This is a genomic window from Caulobacter sp. X, assembly GCF_002742635.1.
Classification (GTDB): Bacteria; Pseudomonadota; Alphaproteobacteria; order Caulobacterales; family Caulobacteraceae; genus Caulobacter.
This window is the reverse complement of the sequence record NZ_PEGF01000001.1, coordinates 789,662-806,855: the sequence shown is the minus strand read 5'-3', so window position 1 is coordinate 806,855 and position 17,194 is coordinate 789,662. Positions and strand designations below refer to the sequence as shown.

Genomic DNA, 17,194 nt, shown 5'->3' with positions numbered 1-17,194 from the left:
ACCGGCCGCCAAATTGGCTACAACGCACGTTCTTGCGACGGCTGGGTGATTCCCGTTTAGTGTGAGGTGGGGAAATGCAGGGGAAGCCAGTTCCGTGACGGTCGTTCTGAAAAAGCCTCAAAAGTCCGCGCGTAAGCCCAAGGGGGATGGGCACCTGCGACGTGGCGAAATCCTGGAGGCCGCCGAGAGGATTTTCATCGCCGAAGGCTATTCGGGCGCGACGATCCGCAAGATCGCCGACGCGGTCGGCGTGTCGTCGACGGCGCTCTACATGCACTTCCGCGACAAGGACCAGATCCTGATGGAGATCAGCAACGACGCCATCGAGCGTCTGCTGAACCTCAATACCGAGATCGCGTCCCAGCCCATCGATCCCGTGGCGCGCGTGCGGCTGATGCTCGAGGCGTACATGAAGTTCGCCCTCGAGAACCCTAACAGCTACCAGCTGGTGTTCTGCAGCACCGGCGAGCACATCTCGCAGGACAAGATCTCCGACCTCTTGGCGCTGGGCGACCGCTGCTTCGAGAAGTTCAGCGAGCCGGTCCACCATATCGCCGCGCAAGGGCGCCTGCGCTCGGGCTCGGCGGTCGAGGCCGCCGAGGTGCTGTGGGCCGGCTGCCACGGCCTGGTGTCGCTGCTGATCACCAAGCCCTCGCGCGGCTGGTCCTCGTCCGAGGGTCTGATGAAGGTGATGCTGGACGGTCTGCTGCACGGCCTGGTCACGGACTGATTTCATGAGCGCCGCCAAGGCCCTGTGCGCCCTTGTGGCGGCGCTGGCGCTCGCGCCCGGTTTCGCGTGCGCGGCTCCGCGCGTGATGTCGCTGGACTCCTGCGCCGACCAGTACGTGCTGGCCCTGGCGCCGCGCGACAGCATCGTCGGCCTCTCGCACCGCGCCGTGTCCCGCGACAGCTACATGCGGGACGCCGCCATGGGTCTTCCTTTGCGCCGAGCGACGTTCGAGAGCCTCGTCGCCGCGCGGCCCCAGGTCGTGGTGCGGCTGTGGGGCGGCGACGCGCGGCTCTCCAAGGCGCTGGAGAAGAAGGGCATGACCACCGTGACCCTGGACGACGCCGCCGACTTCGAAGGCGTCCGCGTCAATGTCCGCAAGGTCGCCGCCGCCTTGGACCGTCGCGCCGAGGGGGAGGCGATCGTCTCCCGCATGGACGCTCAACTGGCCCGCGCGGCTGGAGCGGGGAAGGGCAGGTCCGCCCTCTATCTGACGCCCGGCGGCTTCACGGCGGGGGCGGGCACGCTGATCGACGCCATGTTGAAGGCGGCCGGCTACGCCAACGCCTCCAAGGCGCCGTACTTCGCGCCCGTCTCGCTGGAGGGCTTGGTGATGTCGCCGCCGGCGGCGGTAGTGCTGGGTCTGTTCGACATGGCGCGGGCCGGAGCCGACCGTTGGGGACCTGGACGCCATGCCGCCCTCCAGCGCGTGGTCGCCACCCGCACGGCCGCCTCCTTGCCGGCCTCGGTGGTGGGGTGCCCCGGCTGGTTCGCGGCCGACGGCGCGCGGATGCTGGCCGAGGCGGCGCGATGAGACTCCTCCGGCTTTGCCTGCTGATGCTGCTGGTCCTGGCCCTGGCCGCCGTCGCCGCCGTGGCGCTGGGCGAGACGCCTCTGACCTGGAGCCAGTACGTCCAGGCCCTGGCTCACCCCGGCTCGCCGCCGGGCGAGGTGCTGTGGACGATCCGGGCGCCGCGCGTCGCGGTCGCCGCCCTGGTCGGCGCGGCCCTCGGCCTGGCGGGCGCGACCATGCAAGGCCTGCTGCGCAATCCGCTGGCCGACCCCGGCGTGCTGGGCGTTTCGGCGGTCTCGGGTCTGGGCGCGGCGGTCGCCATCTCGGCGGGCCTGGCCGTCATCCCGGGCGCGATCGAACTCTCGGCCCTGGTCGGCGCCCTCGCGGCGGGCGCGATGGTCGTGGCGCTGGCCGCGCGGTTCCGCGAGCCCGAGGCGCTGATCCTGTTCGGGGTGGCGCTGTCTGCGTTCGGCGGCGCTCTGACGGCCCTGGTCTTCAACCTTTCACCCTCGCCGGTGGCGATGGCCGAGATCCTGGCCTGGCTGATGGGCTCGGTGCAGAACCGCGACGCCATGGACGCCCTGCGCGCCCTGGTCCCGATGGCCATCGGCGGGGCCCTGTGCCTGAAGGCCGGCGAGGGCCTGCGCATGCTGACCCTGGGCGAGGAGGCCGCGCGGATGTCGGCCCTGCCGATGGCGCGGCTGCGGGTCTACGCCGTGGCCGGCGCGGCCCTGCTGACCGGCGCGGCCGTGGCGGCGGCGGGGGTGATCGGCTTCGTGGGCCTGGCCGCGCCGCACATGGTGCGGGCGCTGGTGCGCGATGACCCCAAGCGGATCCTGTGGCCCTCGGCATTGGCCGGCGCGTTGCTGCTCGTGCTGGCGGATCTGGCCGCGCGACTGATCCCCACCGAGCAGGAGCTGAAGCTGGGCGTCGTCACAGCCTTGTTCGGCGCGCCCGCCTTCGCTCTCCTGGCCTGGCGCGCCGCCCGGAGCTGGCGCTCATGAGCGCGCTCTGGACGCTGGAGGCGCTCTCCGCCCGCCAAGGCCGCAAGACGGTTTTGGAGGCGGCGAGCCTGGTCGTCACGGCGGGCGAGGTCGTCGGGATTGTCGGTCCCAACGGCGCGGGCAAGACCAGCCTGCTGCGCGCGGGGCTTGGCCTGCTGCCCGTGGCGGCCGGCCAGGCGCGATTGTCGGGCCGGTTGGTCGGCGCCCTCAAACCTGACGAGCGCGCGCGCCTTGTCGGCTACCTCCCGCAGGAGCGCCGCGCCGCCTGGAACCTGCCGGCGCGGATGGTCGCCGCGCTGGGCGCCAGCGATCTTTCGGAAACCGAGGCCGACGCCTTGGCGCGCGCCTGCCTGACCCGTGTCGGCGCGGGCGATCTGGCGGACCGAGGCGTGCTGGACATGTCGGGCGGCGAGCGGGCGAGGGTGCTGCTGGCGCGCTTGCTGGCGACCCGCGCGCCGCTGTTGGTGGCCGATGAGCCGGTGGCGGGCCTCGATCCCGACGCCCAACTGCTGACGCTTGACCTGCTGCGGGCCGAGGCCGCGGGCGGCGCGGCCGTGGTGGTTACGCTGCACGACCTGGGGCTGGCGGCGCGGACCTGCGATCGGGTGGTCGTGATCTCGCGCGGCCGCCTCGTCGCCGACGGCGCGCCCCGCCAAGCGCTGTCGAGCGAGGTCTTGGCGGAAGTCTTTGGCCTGGATGGCGAGCTCGTCGAAACACCCGCCGGCTTGGTGCTGGCGGCGCGGCGACTCTAGGGCTGCGTCGCCACGGTCTCGGCCGAGGCGACCGAGGCGCTGTAGCTGTAGCCGCCGCGCTTGAGGTCGCTGGACAGGGTCAGGGGCGCGACGCCCCCGTTGAGCCGGGCGCGGTAGACCATCGTCGTCTCCAGGGTCCGCATCACGTAGTTGCGGGTTTCGGAGAAGGGGATGCACTCGATGAAGTCGAGCGGGTCGGTGGTCGCGCCGCGCGGGTCGCCGCACTGGCTGACCCAGCGGGCCGGACGGCCGGGGCCGGCGTTGTAGGCGGCGGCCGCCATGATGTATGAGCCGCTGAAGTTGTTGACCATCTGGCCCAGGTAAACCGAGCCCAGGCGCATGTTGTAGGACGCGTCGGACAGGCGATCGACCGAGTGATCCTCACCCAGCTTGCGGGCCACCAGAGAGGCCGTGGCCGGCATCAGCTGCATCATGCCGCGCGCGCCGACGCCCGAGCGGGCGCCAGGGTCGAAATTGCTCTCTTGCCGCGAGATCGAATAGACGAAAGCCGTCTCGGCCGCGCCCGGCACGGGCGTGAAGTGGTGGTCCAGCAGCGGATAGCCGCGCTCGGGCAGGATGATGCCGCGCTGGGCGGCGGCGCGGACGGCGCGCATCGCCAGGTCCTGGTCGCCATAGCCCCGCGCCATGTCGACCAGCAGGGCCGTCTCCTGGGCGTTGGGCAGGACGTCGTCGATGTAGAGCACCAGGCTGCGGAACTGGTCGCGGGCGCCGATGTCGGCCAGGATCCGCGCGGCGCGGACCTGCTCGCGGCTGTAGAACCGCGCCCGATCGGCGGGCGTGATGACCGGGTCGCCCTCGAGCCGGATCTCTCTCAGCCCCGCCTTTTCGGCGGCCAGCTGGCCGTAGAAGGTGGTGATGTAGCGCGAGCCTTCGAAATAGAAGGCCTGGGCCGCGATCGGGTCGCCTTGCGCCTCGGCGGCGCGGCCTTGCCAGTAGAGGGCGCGGCCCTTGGTGATCGGCGAGGCGCCGACGGCGGCGATCTGGGCGAAGTGGGCGGCGGCGGCGTCGGGGTTCTTCAGCCGGCTCAGCGCGATCCAGCCGGCGAAGAATTCGGACTCGGCGATCTCGGTCGGCGTCAGGGCGCGGGTGTTGCTGGCGGCGGCGTAGGCGCCGGCGTTGTCGCCGGCCTGCAGGGCCGCGACGACCAGCTGCTTGCGCTCTTTCCAGATCGCGGCCGAGGCCTCTTCCGTCGGGGGCGCCGGGAAGTTCGCGACCATTGGCAGGGCCAGGGTGGTCATGCCCTGGCGGCGCAGATAGGCGGCCCGTTCAAACACGACGCCCGGCGACTCTTGCAGGTCGGGCGTCAGGTCATTGTAGAGGTCGTTGGCGTTGGCCGCGCTCTGGCGATAGGCCATGCGCGTGCGGGCGGCGGCCTGCTGGGTTTCCGACAGCATGGCGACGATGTCGCGCGCCGCTGGGCCCTGTTGGCCGTACAGCAGGATGTCGGCGCGGCGGACATAGTCGTCCGGCGTCAGCATGGCGCCGAAACGGGCGATCATGGCGCGCTGGGCGTCGGCCTCGAACACCTTGTCGCGGAAGGTGCGGCGGATCAGGTCCGTCGCCTCCTGCTGGCGGCCGATCGCCTGCAGGCCGCTGGCCAGGGTCATGACGCCCTCGGCGGTCGCCGGCGGGGCGCCGCCGAACCAGGCGACGATGCGGGCAGGATCCAGGCCCGAGGTCGCCAGCGCGCGCTCGGCGGCGGCGTCGCGCCGCGCGCCGCGCGGCCAGCCGGCCAGCTCGCGACGGGCGGAATCGAGATCGTAGAAGCTCAGCGCCTCGGCGTTGCTGTCGACCAGGGCCCACAGCGCGATCTTGCGGGCGATCGGATCGCTCAAGCTGGCCATGGCGGCGCGCGCGCCGGAAACGTCGCCCCGCTTGGCGGCCGAAAGCGCGGTGCGCAGCGTGGCGGCGTCGGTGTCGGAAACTGAGGAGGCGCCGGCGCTGATCGAAGAACTGACGAGGTCGGGCGCGGCCGTCTGGGCGTCGGCGACGCCGCACACGGCGACGATGCAGGCTCCCCCGAGCATGATACGGCGCAGAACTGAAGCCAAAACGCACTCCTCAAACAGGCTCCGGACGAGAGCCTCGACTACGCCGCAGCCGAATACGCGCTGGCGACAGGGGTCTCTTCGAATCGCAAATCCGGGTCCGAAACAACATCAGGCCGGATTATGTTTAAAGGAGGGTTGGCGGGACTTGACCCGAGGGCCTCGTCCGATCAAACCGCTCCAGCCTCGACGCGCCCGGTTGCGGGACGGCGGGGCAGGGACATATTGTCCGCCTCCTTCGTCCTGCCGCAACCGACGCGGCGCCATCCTCACGGCAATTTGCAAGTCATGGTCCATTCCCCGTTCAAGGGCGTCATTCCGGCCCTCGTCACGCCGTTCAAGGACGGGGAGGTCGATGAGAAAGCCTTCGTGGCGCTGGTCGAGCGCCAGATCGCGGGCGGCGTCCATGGCCTGGTGCCGGTCGGCACCACCGGCGAGACCTCGACCCTGTCGCACGAGGAGCACCGCCGCGTCGTCGAGCTGTGCGTGAAGACCGCCGCCGGCCGCGCGCCGGTGATCGCCGGCGCCGGCAGCAACTCGACCGACGAGGCCATCGAGCTGGCCCAGCACGCCAAGGCCATCGGCGCCGACGCGGCCCTGGTCGTCACGCCCTACTACAATCGTCCGAGCCAGGAAGGCCTCTATCGCCACTACGAGGCGATCAACAACGCCGTCCAGCTGCCGATCTTCGTCTACAACGTGCCCGGCCGCACGGGCGTCGACATCTCCAACGAGACGCTGGCGCGCCTGTCCAAGCTGCCCAACATCGTCGGGATCAAGGACGCCACCGGCGACCTGACCCGGATCAGCATGCAGCGCCTGATGTGCGGCGAGGACTGGGTCATGCTGTCGGGCGATGATCCGACCGCGCTCGGCTACATGGCCCACGGCGGCCACGGCGTGATCTCGGTCACGGCCAATGTCGCGCCGGACGCCTGCGCCGCCTTCATGAACGCCTGCCTGCAAGGCCAGTGGGAGACGGGCCTCTACTGGCAGGATCGCCTGGTGCGTCTGCACAAGGCCCTGTTCCTGGATTCCTCGCCGGCCCCGACCAAGTTCGCCCTGTCGCATCTGGGCCTGTGCGCGGAAGACGTCCGTCTGCCGATCACGCCCTGCGCCGAGGCGGTGCGTCCGACGATCCTGGACGCCATGCGCGAGGCTGGTCTCTGACCATGGTCAAGCCGATCGCGGAAAATCGGCGCGCGCGCTTCGACTACTTCATCGAAGAGACGTTCGAGGCGGGCATCATGCTGACCGGCACCGAGGTGAAGAGCCTGCGGACCGGGCGGGCGAACATCGCCGAGTCCTACGCTTCGGTCGAAGGGCGCGAGATCGTGCTGATCAACGCCGACATCCCGCCCTACGGCCACGCCAACCGCTTCAACCACGAGCCGCGCCGGCATCGGAAGCTGCTGCTGCATCGCAAGCAGATCGACAAGCTGATCGGCGCGGTGCAGCGGGAAGGCCGCACGCTGATCCCGATCAAGCTCTATTGGAACGACAAGGGTCTGGCGAAGCTGGAAGTGGGGCTCGCCAAGGGCAAGAAGCTGCACGACAAGCGCGAGACCGAGGCCAATCGCGACTGGCAGCGCGACAAGGCGCGCTTGATGAAGGGCGATCGCGGCGACTGAGGCGTCGCGAGCGCTTTTCTTGGGTTGGTCTTGCTCAGCCCAGGCCGAAGATCATCAGGAAGCCCAGCGTCAGGCCCAGGCAAAAGCCGGCGACGCTGGCGATGAGATATCGGCGGACGTCCGCTCGGACGTCGATACGCGGCTGGGCCATCTGAAATCCCGCTCCCCCTCACGCCTCTCGGCGTGACGAATCAGTCCATGATTCAGTCTTAACGTGTGTTGCACTCGAGCAATGATGGCGAATACGCAGGCGCGACAATTGTTCGCAGCGCGAATTTGAATAACATTGTTATTCAAAGTTGTTGTGGGTTCTCTATGCTTGGAAGAAGTTCGGGCGGGAAGATTCTGTCCGGCGGTCATCTGAAGGCCATTACTTCGCCGATCGACTAGCCGTTCTCCAGCGCCAGTAGCGCGAAAGTGGCCAGCCAGTGCTCGCCCATATAGTCGCCGGAGACATGCGGTATCGCCGCCGCCAGATGGTTCAAGGCGGCGCTGATCGCGTGGGTCTTCGCGGGATCGGACTCGGACATGGCGCTGGCCAGGGTGCGCCAACACCAGGCGCGCGACAGGTTCAGGCCGTCGAGGTGGGCGATCTTGCCGTCGGTGCGGTCGCTGACCCGGGCGGGCGTGAACAGCGTGGCTGGCTGCTTGTTGGCGAGGTCCGGCAGGAAGCGAGGAAACCACAGATCAAAGCTCTCGCGCGGCAGCAGCCGGCGCATGGCCTCGGCCTCGATCAGGGCGGGCGAGAGGAAGTCGTCGCCGGACGGCTCCCAGGCCTGGCAGGCGGCGTCCTGGCCGTACCAGACCAGGGCGCGGGTCTGCAGCAGCTGGCGCAGGGCCGGCTGGCCCGCCATGTCGGCGTACTCGCTGGCCAGCACCAGGGCGAAGGCGGTGTTGTGATGGGCGCCCGACCGGATCGGATAGTCCGCGCGCGGCAGGAAATCCTCCAGGCGGCGGGCGAAGGCGCTGGCCAACGGCGCGTGGGTCTGGGCCCACGGCCTTTCATGGCGCAGCAGCTCGGCCTGCAGCATCAGGCTCCAGGCCCAGCCATAAGGGCGCTCGAAACCGCGGCTTTCCGGGCGGTCCAGATAGGCCAGTTCGCCGGCGACCTTCTCGGCGGTGAAGGCGTCGTCGAACAGCGCGACGATCGTCTCGGCCTCGGGCATCTCGGGGCGCAGGCGCAGCAGGGTGGCCAGCAGCCAGTATCCGTGCACGCACGAATGCCAGTCGAAGCTGCCGAAGAAGATTGGATGCAAGTCGCGCGGCGAGCGGACGTCGTCCGGCCCGCCCATCACGTGGTCCAGCTTGTTCGGATATTCGCGGGTCAGGTGCCCCAGCGCGATCTTGGCGAAGCGCGAGGCCGTGGAGCGGGCCAGACTCATGGACGGGCGTGGAAGGCGAGGGCGTTCATCAGGATCACATTGACGATCAGCATCAGGACGGCCGTGGGCGCCTGGGCGCGGATCACGGCGTAGCGGTCCTTCAACTGCAGCAGGGCGGCCGGCACAAGATTGAAATTGGCCGCCAGCGGCGTCAGCAGCGTGCCGCAGAAGCCCGACAGCATGCCGATGGCGCAGACCACGGCTGGATCGCCGCCGAAGCGGCCGATCACCAGGGGCAGGGCGGTGCCGGCGGTCATCACGGGGAAGGCGGCGAAGGCGTTGCCCATCATGACGGTGAAGGCGGCCATCCCTAAGCAGTAGGCGGCGACGGCGGCGAAGCGGCTGTCGCCGGGCGTGATCATCACCGCGATCTCGCCGATGGTCTTGCCGACTCCGGCCAGGGCGAAGACCGCGCCCAGCGCCGCCAGCATCTGCGGCAGCAGGGCGGCCCAGCCGACCAGGTCCATCAGCCGCCGGCCCTCCTGCATGGCCGCGCCGGCGGGCTGGCGGAACAGGACCTGGGCCAGCACGGCCGCGACCAGCGCGGCCAGGGCCAGGGAGATCAGCGTCGCCTGCTTGGGATCGACCAACGGCGCGCCGTGCAGGGGCAGGCGTTTGAAAGCCAGGGAGCCCGCCAGCACCAGGACGGGAATGACCAGGGCCGGGATGAACAGCCGCGCGCCATAGCGAGCGGCCAGGCCCTCGCGCGCGTCCGGCGAGGTGGTCGACGGAGCGCCGACGCCCAGCTGCCCGGCTCCCGCGATCAGGGCCACGGCCAGCACCAGGACCCCGTTGCCCAGGTCGCCCAGATGGTCGCCGGCCAGGAAGCTCAGGGCGAACAGCCCCCAGAAGGCGGCGTTGCCCAGGCGCTTGGAATTCTCGCGATCCGTGAAGCTCAAGGCCGCGAAAGCCGCGAACATCAGTCCCGCCAGCAGATAGACGAGCGGCAGGCCGATCATGGAGCGTCCCCCTCCGCCCGAGCCTTCAGCGTGCGATCGAACAGCAGAAGGCGCGCCCCGTGGACCAGGAAGGCGGCGATGGCCGTCGGAATCGCCCAGACCGACAGGGCCAGCGGCTCGACCGTGATGCCGCTTTGATCCAGGAAGCCGACGATCAGCAGGATCGAGCCGATCGCCAGGAAGATGTCCTCGCCGAAAAAGAGGCCGACATTGTCGGTCGCCGCACTCATGGCCCGGACGCGCTGGCGGTCGTCCTCGGACAGCGGCTCGGCCGCCGCTTCGGCCATCGGGGCCAGCAGCGGTCGCACCGTCTGGGCCTGGCCGGCCACCTGGGTCAGGCCCAACGCCGCCGCGACTTGGCGTAAGGCCAGATAGGCCAGCAGGATCCGGCCCGCCGTCGCCGCGCGCAGGCTCTGGATCGTTCGGCGCGCCTGTTCGCGCAGGCCGGCCCGCTCCAGCACCCCGATCGCGGGCAAGACCAGCCAGGCGACGCTGACATAGCGGTTGGTGTTGAAGGCCTTGCCGAACGCGGCCAGCACCTCGACGGGCGTCAGGCCGGCGGCCAGTCCCGAGGCCATGGCGGCGGCGACCACGACCAGCAGCGGATTGAAGCGCAGGGCGAAGCCCAGCACGATCACCGCCACGCCCAGAAGGGTCAGCATCCCCCGCGACTCCCCCAAATCCGCGGCGACCGTCCGACGCCGTGGCTGTGTTGGCAAGCCCGCAAAGCGGAACGGGCAAGGTAGTGCTTGACGCCTCGGCGCCCTGGCGCGACGCTCAACTCAACAATGATAACCTACGGGAGGCACCCATGGCCGATGGCTCACTGCCGATTACATCCCTCAAGGGCAAGGTCAGCGACGCCGAATGGCAGGCGCGCGTGGATCTGGCGGCGCTTTATCGCCTCGTCGCCCTGCACGGGTGGGACGACATGATCTTCACCCACATCTCGGCCCGCATCCCGGGACCCGAGCATCATTTCCTGATCAATCCCTACGGCATGTTTTTCGGCGAGATGACCGCCTCGGCCCTCGTGAAGGTCGACCTGGACGGGAACATCGTCGACAAGACGCCGTACTTCATCAATCCGGCGGGTTTCACGATCCACTCGGCGGTCCACGCCGCGCGGGAAGACGCCCACTACGTGATGCACCTGCATTCTGACCAGGGCGTGGCGGTCTCCGCCCACCGCGAAGGTCTGCTGCCTCTGACGCAGCATGCATTGATCGTCTTGCCTCAACTCGCCTATCACGACTATGAAGGCATTGCTCTCAACTTGAACGAGCGGGAACGGCTGGTGGCCGACCTGGGCGACAAGAAGCTGATGATGCTGCGAAACCACGGCACCCTGTCCGTGGGCGGCACGGCGGCCGAGTGCTGGTTGGGGATGTTCTTCCTGGAGCGAGCGTGCGCGCAGCAGGTGATGGCTCTGTCGATCGGACGCGACAACGTCCTTCTGGCGCCCGACGCGGCCCAGGAGGAAGTGCGTCGCCAGACCGGCATGGGCATGGGCATGATCGGCGGTCTGGCCTGGCCGGGCTGCCTGAGAAAGCTGGACCGCGCGCTGCCGGGCTACGCGGAGTAGGCGCGTCTTCCCAGACCGATTTCAAGGCTTCGAAGGCCGTCGCGATCCTGTTGGGCGCGGCGGCTTTTTCGTGTCTGGAGGGCGGGATTGCGCTGGCCGGCGCGTGGCCGATCGAGCCCGGCCGGGCTCAGGTGATCGCCAAGTATGAGCGCACGACGGCGGATCGGGGCTATGACCCGGACGCGAACCTCGTGGCGATCGATCGTCGCCGCGACGAAACGCTGTCGGTGTTTGTCGAGCGCGGCCTGACACCGCGTCTGACGCTGCAAGCTAAGGTTGGCGCGACTCGCGGCCACGACCGTTGGGCGGCCTATTCGGGGCGAGGGCCGGTCGAGGCCGGCCTTCGCTGGACCGCGCGGCGCGATGATCGATCGTCGCTTGCCGTTTATCTGGGCGCCGCGGAGGCGGGGGCGGGGCGCAACGCCGGCTACGCCGCGCCGGGAAAGGGAAGCTTGGATCTGGAGGCGCGAGTGCTCTACGGCCGCTCGGGGACCTGGCGGGGGCGGCAAGTGTTCGTCGATCTGGAGGCCGCCCGCCTCAAGCGACAGGGTCTGGCGGACGAGACTCGGATCGATGCGACGCTGGGCTTCAGGCCCGCGAAATCCTGGCTGCTCTTGGCCCAGACCTATGCGGGCCAAGCCGATCGCGACGATGTCGACGCGCGCTGGGTGAAGAGCGAAGTGTCCGTCGTGCGGGCGTTCGGCGACTGGAGCGTCCAGGCCGGATGGCGCGATACGGTCGCCGGACGCGAGGTCGCCCGCGATCGCGGCGTCGTGGTGGCGCTCTGGCGTCGCTTATAGCTTGTTTCAGGACTGCAACACTCAGTCATCCGCCTGTCACTGGACGCCGGTTTAGGCTGCGGTCATATCTCGCCGCACCTATAACTTCGCCGTTCGCGGCGCCCGGAGCCGTTCGTTGATCCGCAGGCACTTCTTCCTTGTCGTGGCCCTGGTCGCCGTTGTTCTGATGCTGGTCGTCGGTGGGGCCAAGCTCGCCTTCGGCGCCAAGGACAAGCAGGGCGCGGGCGGCGGCGGTCGCGCGACCAGCGTGACCCAGCTGGTCGTCGGCCAGCGTCCGTTCACGGATCGCATCGAAGTGCTGGGCGTGGCCAAGGGCCGCCAGTCGGTCACGATCACGTCAAACACCGCCGAACTGATCACCGCCGTGCACTTCACGGACGGTCAGGCCGTGTCGCGCGGTCAGGTTCTGGTCGAGCTGAAGGCCGACCAGGAAGACGCGGGCATCGCCGAGGCGCGGGCCAACCTGGCCCAGGCCGAGCGCAACTATCAGCGCTGGAAGACCCTGGCGGACAAGGGCATCGCCCCGCGCGCCACGGCCGAGCAATATCTGGCGTCGCTCGAGACCGCGCGCGCCGCCGTCAACTCCGCCCAGGCCCAGAAGCTGGACCGCGTGATCCGCGCGCCGTTTTCCGGTCGCGTCGGCATTTCGGACATCGCCCCGGGCGCCCTGATCAGCCCGGGGACGGCGATCGTCAGCCTGGACGACGTCTCGGTCATCCGCGTCGATTTCTCGGTTCCGGATCGCTACCTGCCCACCTTGCGCGTCGGCCTGCCGATCACCGCGCGTCCGGACGCGCTGCCGGGCGAGGTCTTCCAGGGGCGCATCGCCCAGATCGACACCCGCATCGACGCGGCTACCCGCGCCATCAAGGCCCGCGCCGAGTTCCCCAACGCCAACGGACGCCTGCTGCCGGGCATGCTGGTCAAGGTCGCCATCGACCAGGGCGTGCGCACGGCCGTCGCCGCGCCCGAAGCCGCCGTCCAGTTCGAAGGGACGCAGGCCTCGGTCTATCGGATCGCCAAGGGGCCCAAGGGCATGATCGCCCGCCGGACCGACGTCGACACCGGCATCATCCAGGATGGCTTCGTGGAGATCCGCTCGGGCCTGAAGCCCGGCGACAAGATCGTCGGCGACGGCCTCAACCGCATCCAGGACGGCGCGGCCATCGGCGGCGGCAAGAAGCCGGGCCAGAACGGCGGCGACAAGAAGGCTGGCCAAAAGGGCGGAGAGCAGGGCGGCGCTGACCGCAAGGCCGGCTGATGCTTTCCGATCTTTCCGTCCGTCGTCCCGTCTTCGCCGCCGTCGCGGCGATCATCCTCTGCGTCATCGGCTTGGCGGCCTACAGCTCGCTGCCGATCCGTGAGCTGCCCAGCGTCGATCCGCCCGTCGTGTCGGTCTCGACCACCTATCGCGGGGCCTCGGCCGAGGTCATCGAAGAGCGCATCACCCAGGTGATCGAGCGCCAGGTCGCTGGCATCCAGGGCATCGACCGCGTCAACAGCTCGTCGCGCGACGGCCGCTCGCAGATCACCATCACCTTCAACCTCGACCGCGACCTCGACGCGGCCGCCAACGACGTGCGCGACGCCGTCAGCCGGGTGACCAGCAATCTGCCCGACCAGGCCGATCCGCCGCAGATCGCCAAGGCCAACGCCGATTCCTCGCCGATCATCATCCTGAACCTGACCTCGACCACGCTGAACCCGTTGCAGTTGGCCGACTACGCCGACCGCTATCTGGTCGAGCGGATGTCGACGATCGACGGCGTCGCCCAGGCCAACCTGTTCGGGGCCAAGATCTACGCCATGCGGATCTGGCTGGACGCCAACGAGATGGCCGCGCGCGGCGTCACGGTGGATGACGTCGAGACCGCCTTGAACGCCCAGAACCTGGAGCTGCCGGCGGGCTCGCTGGAAAGCGCCGCCAAGGACTTCACGATCCGGGTGGCGCGCGCCTACGCCAAGCCCGAGGACTTCGCGCGCCTGCCGCTGCGGGCCGCCAATTCCAGCGGCTACGTGCTGCGCCTCGGCGACGTGGCGCGGATTGAGGAGGGGGCCGACGAACGCCGCAAGATGTTCCGCGGCAACGGGATCGACCAGGTCGGCATCGGCCTGACCCGCCAGTCCCAGGCCAACGACGTGGCCATCTCCAAGGCCGTCCGCAAGGAGGTCGAGGCGATCAACCAGACCCTGCCGCCGGGCACCAAGATGGTGGTCGCCGTGGACAACTCGGTCTTCACCGCCGAGGCCATCCACGAGGTCTGGATCACCATGGGCCTGTCGATCGGCCTGGTGGTGCTGGTCAACCTGGTCTTCCTGGGCAGCTGGCGCTCGGCGCTGATCCCGTCGATCGTCGCGCCGATCTGCATCCTGTCGACCTTCATCATCCTGGCCCCGCTGGGCTTCTCGCTAAACCTCTTGACCCTGCTGGCCCTGGTGCTGGCCGTCGGCCTCGTCGTCGACGACGCGATCGTGGTGGTCGAGAACATCCAGCGCCGGGTGGACGAGGGCGAACCGGCCCTGGTCGCCGCCGAGCGCGGCACCCGCCAGGTGTTCTTCGCGGTCGTCGCCACCACCATCGTCCTGGTCTCGGTGTTCGCGCCGCTGATGTTCCTGCCCGGCTATATCGGCCGGCTGTTCGTCGAACTGGCGGTGGCGATCGCCGCGGCCGTGGCCTTCTCGGCGCTGCTGGCGCTGTCGCTGTCGCCGATGATGGCCTCCAAGCTGCTGCGGCCCGCCCACGGCGAAGGCTGGCTGGCGCGCCGCGTCGACCGGGCGATGGACGCGCTGAAGAACTCGTACCGCGCCTCGCTCGAGGGCATCCTGGGCGGCTGGTCGGCGGCGCTGGCGGGCGTGCTGGTCGTGGTGCTGGCGGGCTTCGCGGCGCTGCTGTTCACGGCCCTGCCCAAGGAGCTGGTCCCCCCCGAGGACCGCGGCCGCGTCGACGTCTCGATCTCGGGTCCGGAAGGGGCGGGATACGACTACACCGCCGCGATCGGACTGAAGGTCGAGAAGATCATCGACAAGTATCGGGCCGAGGGCGTCTCGGAACGGACGATCCTGACCATCCCGCGCTTTGGCGGCAATTCGTTCAACAGCGGCAACGGCGTCGTCGTGATGCGGCCGTGGGGCGAGCGCAAGAAGACCGCCGACGAGGTGGCGGCCGAACTGAACAAGGACCTCAGCAAGATCACCAGCGTGCGGGCCGTGGCCAGCGTGCGCGGGCCGTTTCAGCGGGGCGGCGGCGGTGGCGGCGGTGGCGGCACTAACGTCGACCTGATCGCCGTCGGCAACGACTACGTCCAACTGGCCGAGTGGCTGAAGCCGATCCTGGCCGCGGCGCAGGACAATCCGGGCATGGCCCGTCCGCGTCTCGACTACGAGCCGACCGCGCCGCGTCTGTCGGTGCAGATCGACCTCGACAAGGCCGCCAGTCTCGGCGTCTCGGCCCAGGCGATCGGCCGCTCTCTGGAGACGATGTTCGGCTCGCGCAAGGCGACGACCTACATCAAGAACGGCCAGGAATACGACGTCATCCTGCAGACCAACCTCGACCAGCGTCGCAGCATCGAGGACCTGAATCGCCTGAACGTGCGGGCCAATTCGGGCGCGTTGGTGCCGCTGTCGACGGTCGTCTCGACGGAGCTGCGCGGCGACACGCCCGATCGTCCGCGCGTCGACCGCCTGCGCTCGGTGACCCTGACCACCCAGCTCAATCCTGGCTACACGGTCGAGGACGCGGTCAGCTTCTTCAAGGCCCAGGCCAATGAGCGTCCGGTGCCCGGCGTCAGCATCAAGTGGGGCGGCCAGGCCAAGGACTATCTGGAAGGCTCTGGCGGCATCGCCGTCGCCTTCGGCCTGGCGCTGCTGCTGGTGTTCCTGGTTCTGGCGGCCCAGTTCGAAAGCTGGATCCACCCGGCCGTGATCATGCTGACGGTGCCGCTGGCCGCCCTGGGCGGACTGTTTGGCCTGCTGATCATGGGCTCGACCATCAACACCTACAGCCAGATCGGCCTGATCATCCTGATCGGCATCGCCACCAAGAACGGCATCCTGATCGTCGAGTTCGCCAACCAGTTGCGCGACGAGGGCCTGACCGTGCGCGAGGCGGTGATCGAGGCGGCGGCCTTGCGCCTGCGCCCGATTATCATGACCTCGATCGCCGCGGCCATGGGCGCTCTGCCGCTGATGCTTTGGGCCGGCGCGGGCGCGGGCAGCCGCAAGACGATCGGGGCGGTGATCTTCACCGGCGCGATCTTCGCCACCCTGCTGACGCTGTTCATCGTCCCGATCTTCTACGACCTGCTGGCGCGCTTCACGAAGTCGCCGGAATGGACCGCGCGCCAGATCGAGGAATACGAGGCTCGGGAGAAGGGCGCGGAGAGCGACGCCACGCCGGCTTAAGGCCGCCGAGCGCGCCGGGTAGACCGGCGCGCTCGACCGGTGTCAGGGTTTCGGCCGATCGATCTCGAGAACTTCCAGGCGCCAGAACAGGTCGTCACGCAAGGTGTAGCGATGGCGAACCATCAGGTCCGACCAGAGCTTGCCCGCCAGGTTCCAGACGACCTGATTGGCCAGCACGACGATGCGGTCCGCGTCGTCCAGCTCCACCTTGACCGGCGTCATCTCGATCCGCAGCGCGCGATCGTTATAGGCCCAGTAGTCACGGACAGCTTCGGGGCTGTCCAGCGCTCCGCCGCGCGTCAGGTCCGGCCACTCCAGATGCGGGTGCACCAGGGCGCGAAACGCTCCGAAATCGCGCCGCTGGTTGGCGTCATAGAGGCGCTCGACCCGCGCCTGGATGTCGGGCGGAGCCGGTTTCACGTCACGGCGCCGGTTTGTAGCCCGTTTCGACCTTCAGGTAGGCGATCAGGTCCACCCTGTCCTGCGGGTTCTTCAGCCCCGCGAAGGTCATCTTGGTGCCCGGCATGAAGCCGCGCGGGTCGGCGAGCCACTTGTCCAATTGCTCGGCGTCCCAGGTGAAGCCGGCGGCCTTCACGGCGTCGGAATAGCTGTAGCCGGCCTTGGAGCCCGCCTTGCGGCCGAAGATCCCGTAGAGGTTCGGGCCGGTCATGTCCGGGCCGCCTTGCGTGATCGTGTGGCACGAGCGGCAGAGGGCGAACTTGCTCTGGCCGTTGGCGAGGTTTCCGGTGTTGTAGGGCGCGGGCAGGGCGGCCAGGGCCGCGGCCTTCTCGGCGTCGGTTGGGGCGGCGACCGCCGGAGCCGAGGCGGGCGCGGCGGTCGGGGCGTCGGCGGGCGCCTCGGAAGAGCTTCCGCCGTCCTTCGAACAGGCGACGAGCGAGGCGGCGAGGGCGGCGAGGGCGGCCAGTTTCAGCGTGCGCATGATTGTTCCCGACTGACGTTTGGTCGCGGGCTCTGCGACGCCGCGACGCATTCCAAATACCTATAAAATCTGGGCCCCCGCCTTGTCACGCCGCAAGGACCCCGCACGGCCAAGCCTGCGACAATTGGCGATATCTATGTGATTCTCT

Annotated in this window: 16 protein-coding genes; 10 read left to right on the top strand and 6 right to left on the bottom strand. The window is 69.2% G+C overall.

From position 1 onward, the window contains the following. The first annotated feature begins 94 nt into the window (after positions 1–94). The 4 genes from CSW60_RS03600 to CSW60_RS03585 are packed head-to-tail and all read left to right on the top strand — an operon-like array spanning position 95 to position 3,276. Positions 95–730, top strand: a complete 636-nt coding sequence (locus CSW60_RS03600; RefSeq protein ID WP_099535952.1) for a TetR/AcrR family transcriptional regulator — start codon at positions 95–97, stop codon at positions 728–730. Positions 731–734: 4 nt separating this feature from the next. Continuing rightward, the gene (locus CSW60_RS03595; RefSeq protein WP_099535951.1) at positions 735–1,541 is read left to right on the top strand and encodes an ABC transporter substrate-binding protein; all 807 of its coding nucleotides are present in this window, start codon (positions 735–737) and stop codon (positions 1,539–1,541) included. Further along, a complete protein-coding gene (locus CSW60_RS03590) occupies positions 1,538–2,524 on the top strand; it encodes a FecCD family ABC transporter permease (protein WP_369801008.1) in 987 nt (328 codons plus the stop codon). Before CSW60_RS03595 ends, CSW60_RS03590 begins: the two co-directional genes overlap by 4 nt. Further along, positions 2,521–3,276 carry an ABC transporter ATP-binding protein gene (locus CSW60_RS03585; RefSeq protein WP_099535949.1) on the top strand — a complete coding sequence of 252 codons (756 nt, stop codon included), beginning with the start codon at positions 2,521–2,523 and terminating at the stop codon, positions 3,274–3,276. The genes CSW60_RS03590 and CSW60_RS03585 overlap by 4 nt, the downstream gene beginning before the upstream one ends. On the opposite strand, the gene CSW60_RS03580 is transcribed toward CSW60_RS03585, so the two are convergent. Further along, positions 3,273–5,324, bottom strand: coding sequence for a lytic transglycosylase domain-containing protein (locus CSW60_RS03580; RefSeq protein WP_369801021.1), 2,052 nt, complete (start codon positions 5,322–5,324; stop codon positions 3,273–3,275). The two genes, CSW60_RS03585 and CSW60_RS03580, sit on opposite strands and share 4 nt — an antisense overlap. Before the next feature lie 309 nt (positions 5,325–5,633). Between CSW60_RS03580 and dapA the strand changes: the two genes are divergently transcribed. Both dapA and smpB read left to right on the top strand, forming a co-directional pair. Beyond that, positions 5,634–6,515 carry a 4-hydroxy-tetrahydrodipicolinate synthase gene (gene dapA, locus CSW60_RS03575; RefSeq protein WP_099535948.1) on the top strand — a complete coding sequence of 294 codons (882 nt, stop codon included), beginning with the start codon at positions 5,634–5,636 and terminating at the stop codon, positions 6,513–6,515. Positions 6,516–6,517: 2 nt separating this feature from the next. Continuing rightward, entirely contained in the window at positions 6,518–6,976 is a 459-nt protein-coding gene (smpB, locus tag CSW60_RS03570) for an SsrA-binding protein SmpB (protein WP_099535947.1), read from the top strand. A gap of 386 nt (positions 6,977–7,362) precedes the next feature. Here the strand turns inward: smpB and CSW60_RS03565 are convergent, their stop codons facing one another. From CSW60_RS03565 to CSW60_RS03555, 3 genes are read right to left on the bottom strand one after another with little or no spacing between them, the layout of a single operon-like run. Then, a complete protein-coding gene (locus CSW60_RS03565; protein WP_099535946.1) occupies positions 7,363–8,358 on the bottom strand; it encodes a DUF2891 domain-containing protein in 996 nt (331 codons plus the stop codon). Next, positions 8,355–9,317 (bottom strand): DUF979 domain-containing protein, encoded by a 963-nt coding sequence (locus tag CSW60_RS03560; RefSeq protein WP_099535945.1) that lies wholly within the window; start codon positions 9,315–9,317, stop codon positions 8,355–8,357. The genes CSW60_RS03565 and CSW60_RS03560 overlap by 4 nt, the downstream gene beginning before the upstream one ends. Next, positions 9,314–9,979 (bottom strand): DUF969 domain-containing protein, encoded by a 666-nt coding sequence (locus CSW60_RS03555; protein WP_099535944.1) that lies wholly within the window; start codon positions 9,977–9,979, stop codon positions 9,314–9,316. Before CSW60_RS03555 ends, CSW60_RS03560 begins: the two co-directional genes overlap by 4 nt. A gap of 149 nt (positions 9,980–10,128) precedes the next feature. Between CSW60_RS03555 and CSW60_RS03550 the strand changes: the two genes are divergently transcribed. From CSW60_RS03550 to CSW60_RS03535, 4 genes are all read left to right on the top strand, one after another. Continuing rightward, on the top strand, positions 10,129–10,902 hold the full coding sequence (locus tag CSW60_RS03550; protein WP_099535943.1) for a class II aldolase/adducin family protein: 774 nt from the start codon (positions 10,129–10,131) through the stop codon (positions 10,900–10,902). A 50-nt stretch (positions 10,903–10,952) separates the two neighbouring features. After that, the gene (locus CSW60_RS03545; protein ID WP_099535942.1) at positions 10,953–11,702 is read left to right on the top strand and encodes a hypothetical protein; all 750 of its coding nucleotides are present in this window, start codon (positions 10,953–10,955) and stop codon (positions 11,700–11,702) included. Positions 11,703–11,817: 115 nt separating this feature from the next. After that, positions 11,818–12,963 carry an efflux RND transporter periplasmic adaptor subunit gene (locus tag CSW60_RS03540; RefSeq protein WP_143324112.1) on the top strand — a complete coding sequence of 382 codons (1,146 nt, stop codon included), beginning with the start codon at positions 11,818–11,820 and terminating at the stop codon, positions 12,961–12,963. Beyond that, a complete protein-coding gene (locus CSW60_RS03535; RefSeq protein ID WP_099535941.1) occupies positions 12,963–16,106 on the top strand; it encodes an efflux RND transporter permease subunit in 3,144 nt (1,047 codons plus the stop codon). The genes CSW60_RS03540 and CSW60_RS03535 overlap by 1 nt, the downstream gene beginning before the upstream one ends. A gap of 42 nt (positions 16,107–16,148) precedes the next feature. On the opposite strand, the gene CSW60_RS03530 is transcribed toward CSW60_RS03535, so the two are convergent. Together CSW60_RS03530 and CSW60_RS03525 are read right to left on the bottom strand one after the other, a co-directional pair. After that, positions 16,149–16,526 carry a nuclear transport factor 2 family protein gene (locus tag CSW60_RS03530; protein WP_099535940.1) on the bottom strand — a complete coding sequence of 126 codons (378 nt, stop codon included), beginning with the start codon at positions 16,524–16,526 and terminating at the stop codon, positions 16,149–16,151. Position 16,527: 1 nt separating this feature from the next. Further along, entirely contained in the window at positions 16,528–17,046 is a 519-nt protein-coding gene (locus CSW60_RS03525; RefSeq protein ID WP_099535939.1) for a cytochrome c family protein, read from the bottom strand. Positions 17,047–17,194: the final 148 nt, after the last annotated feature.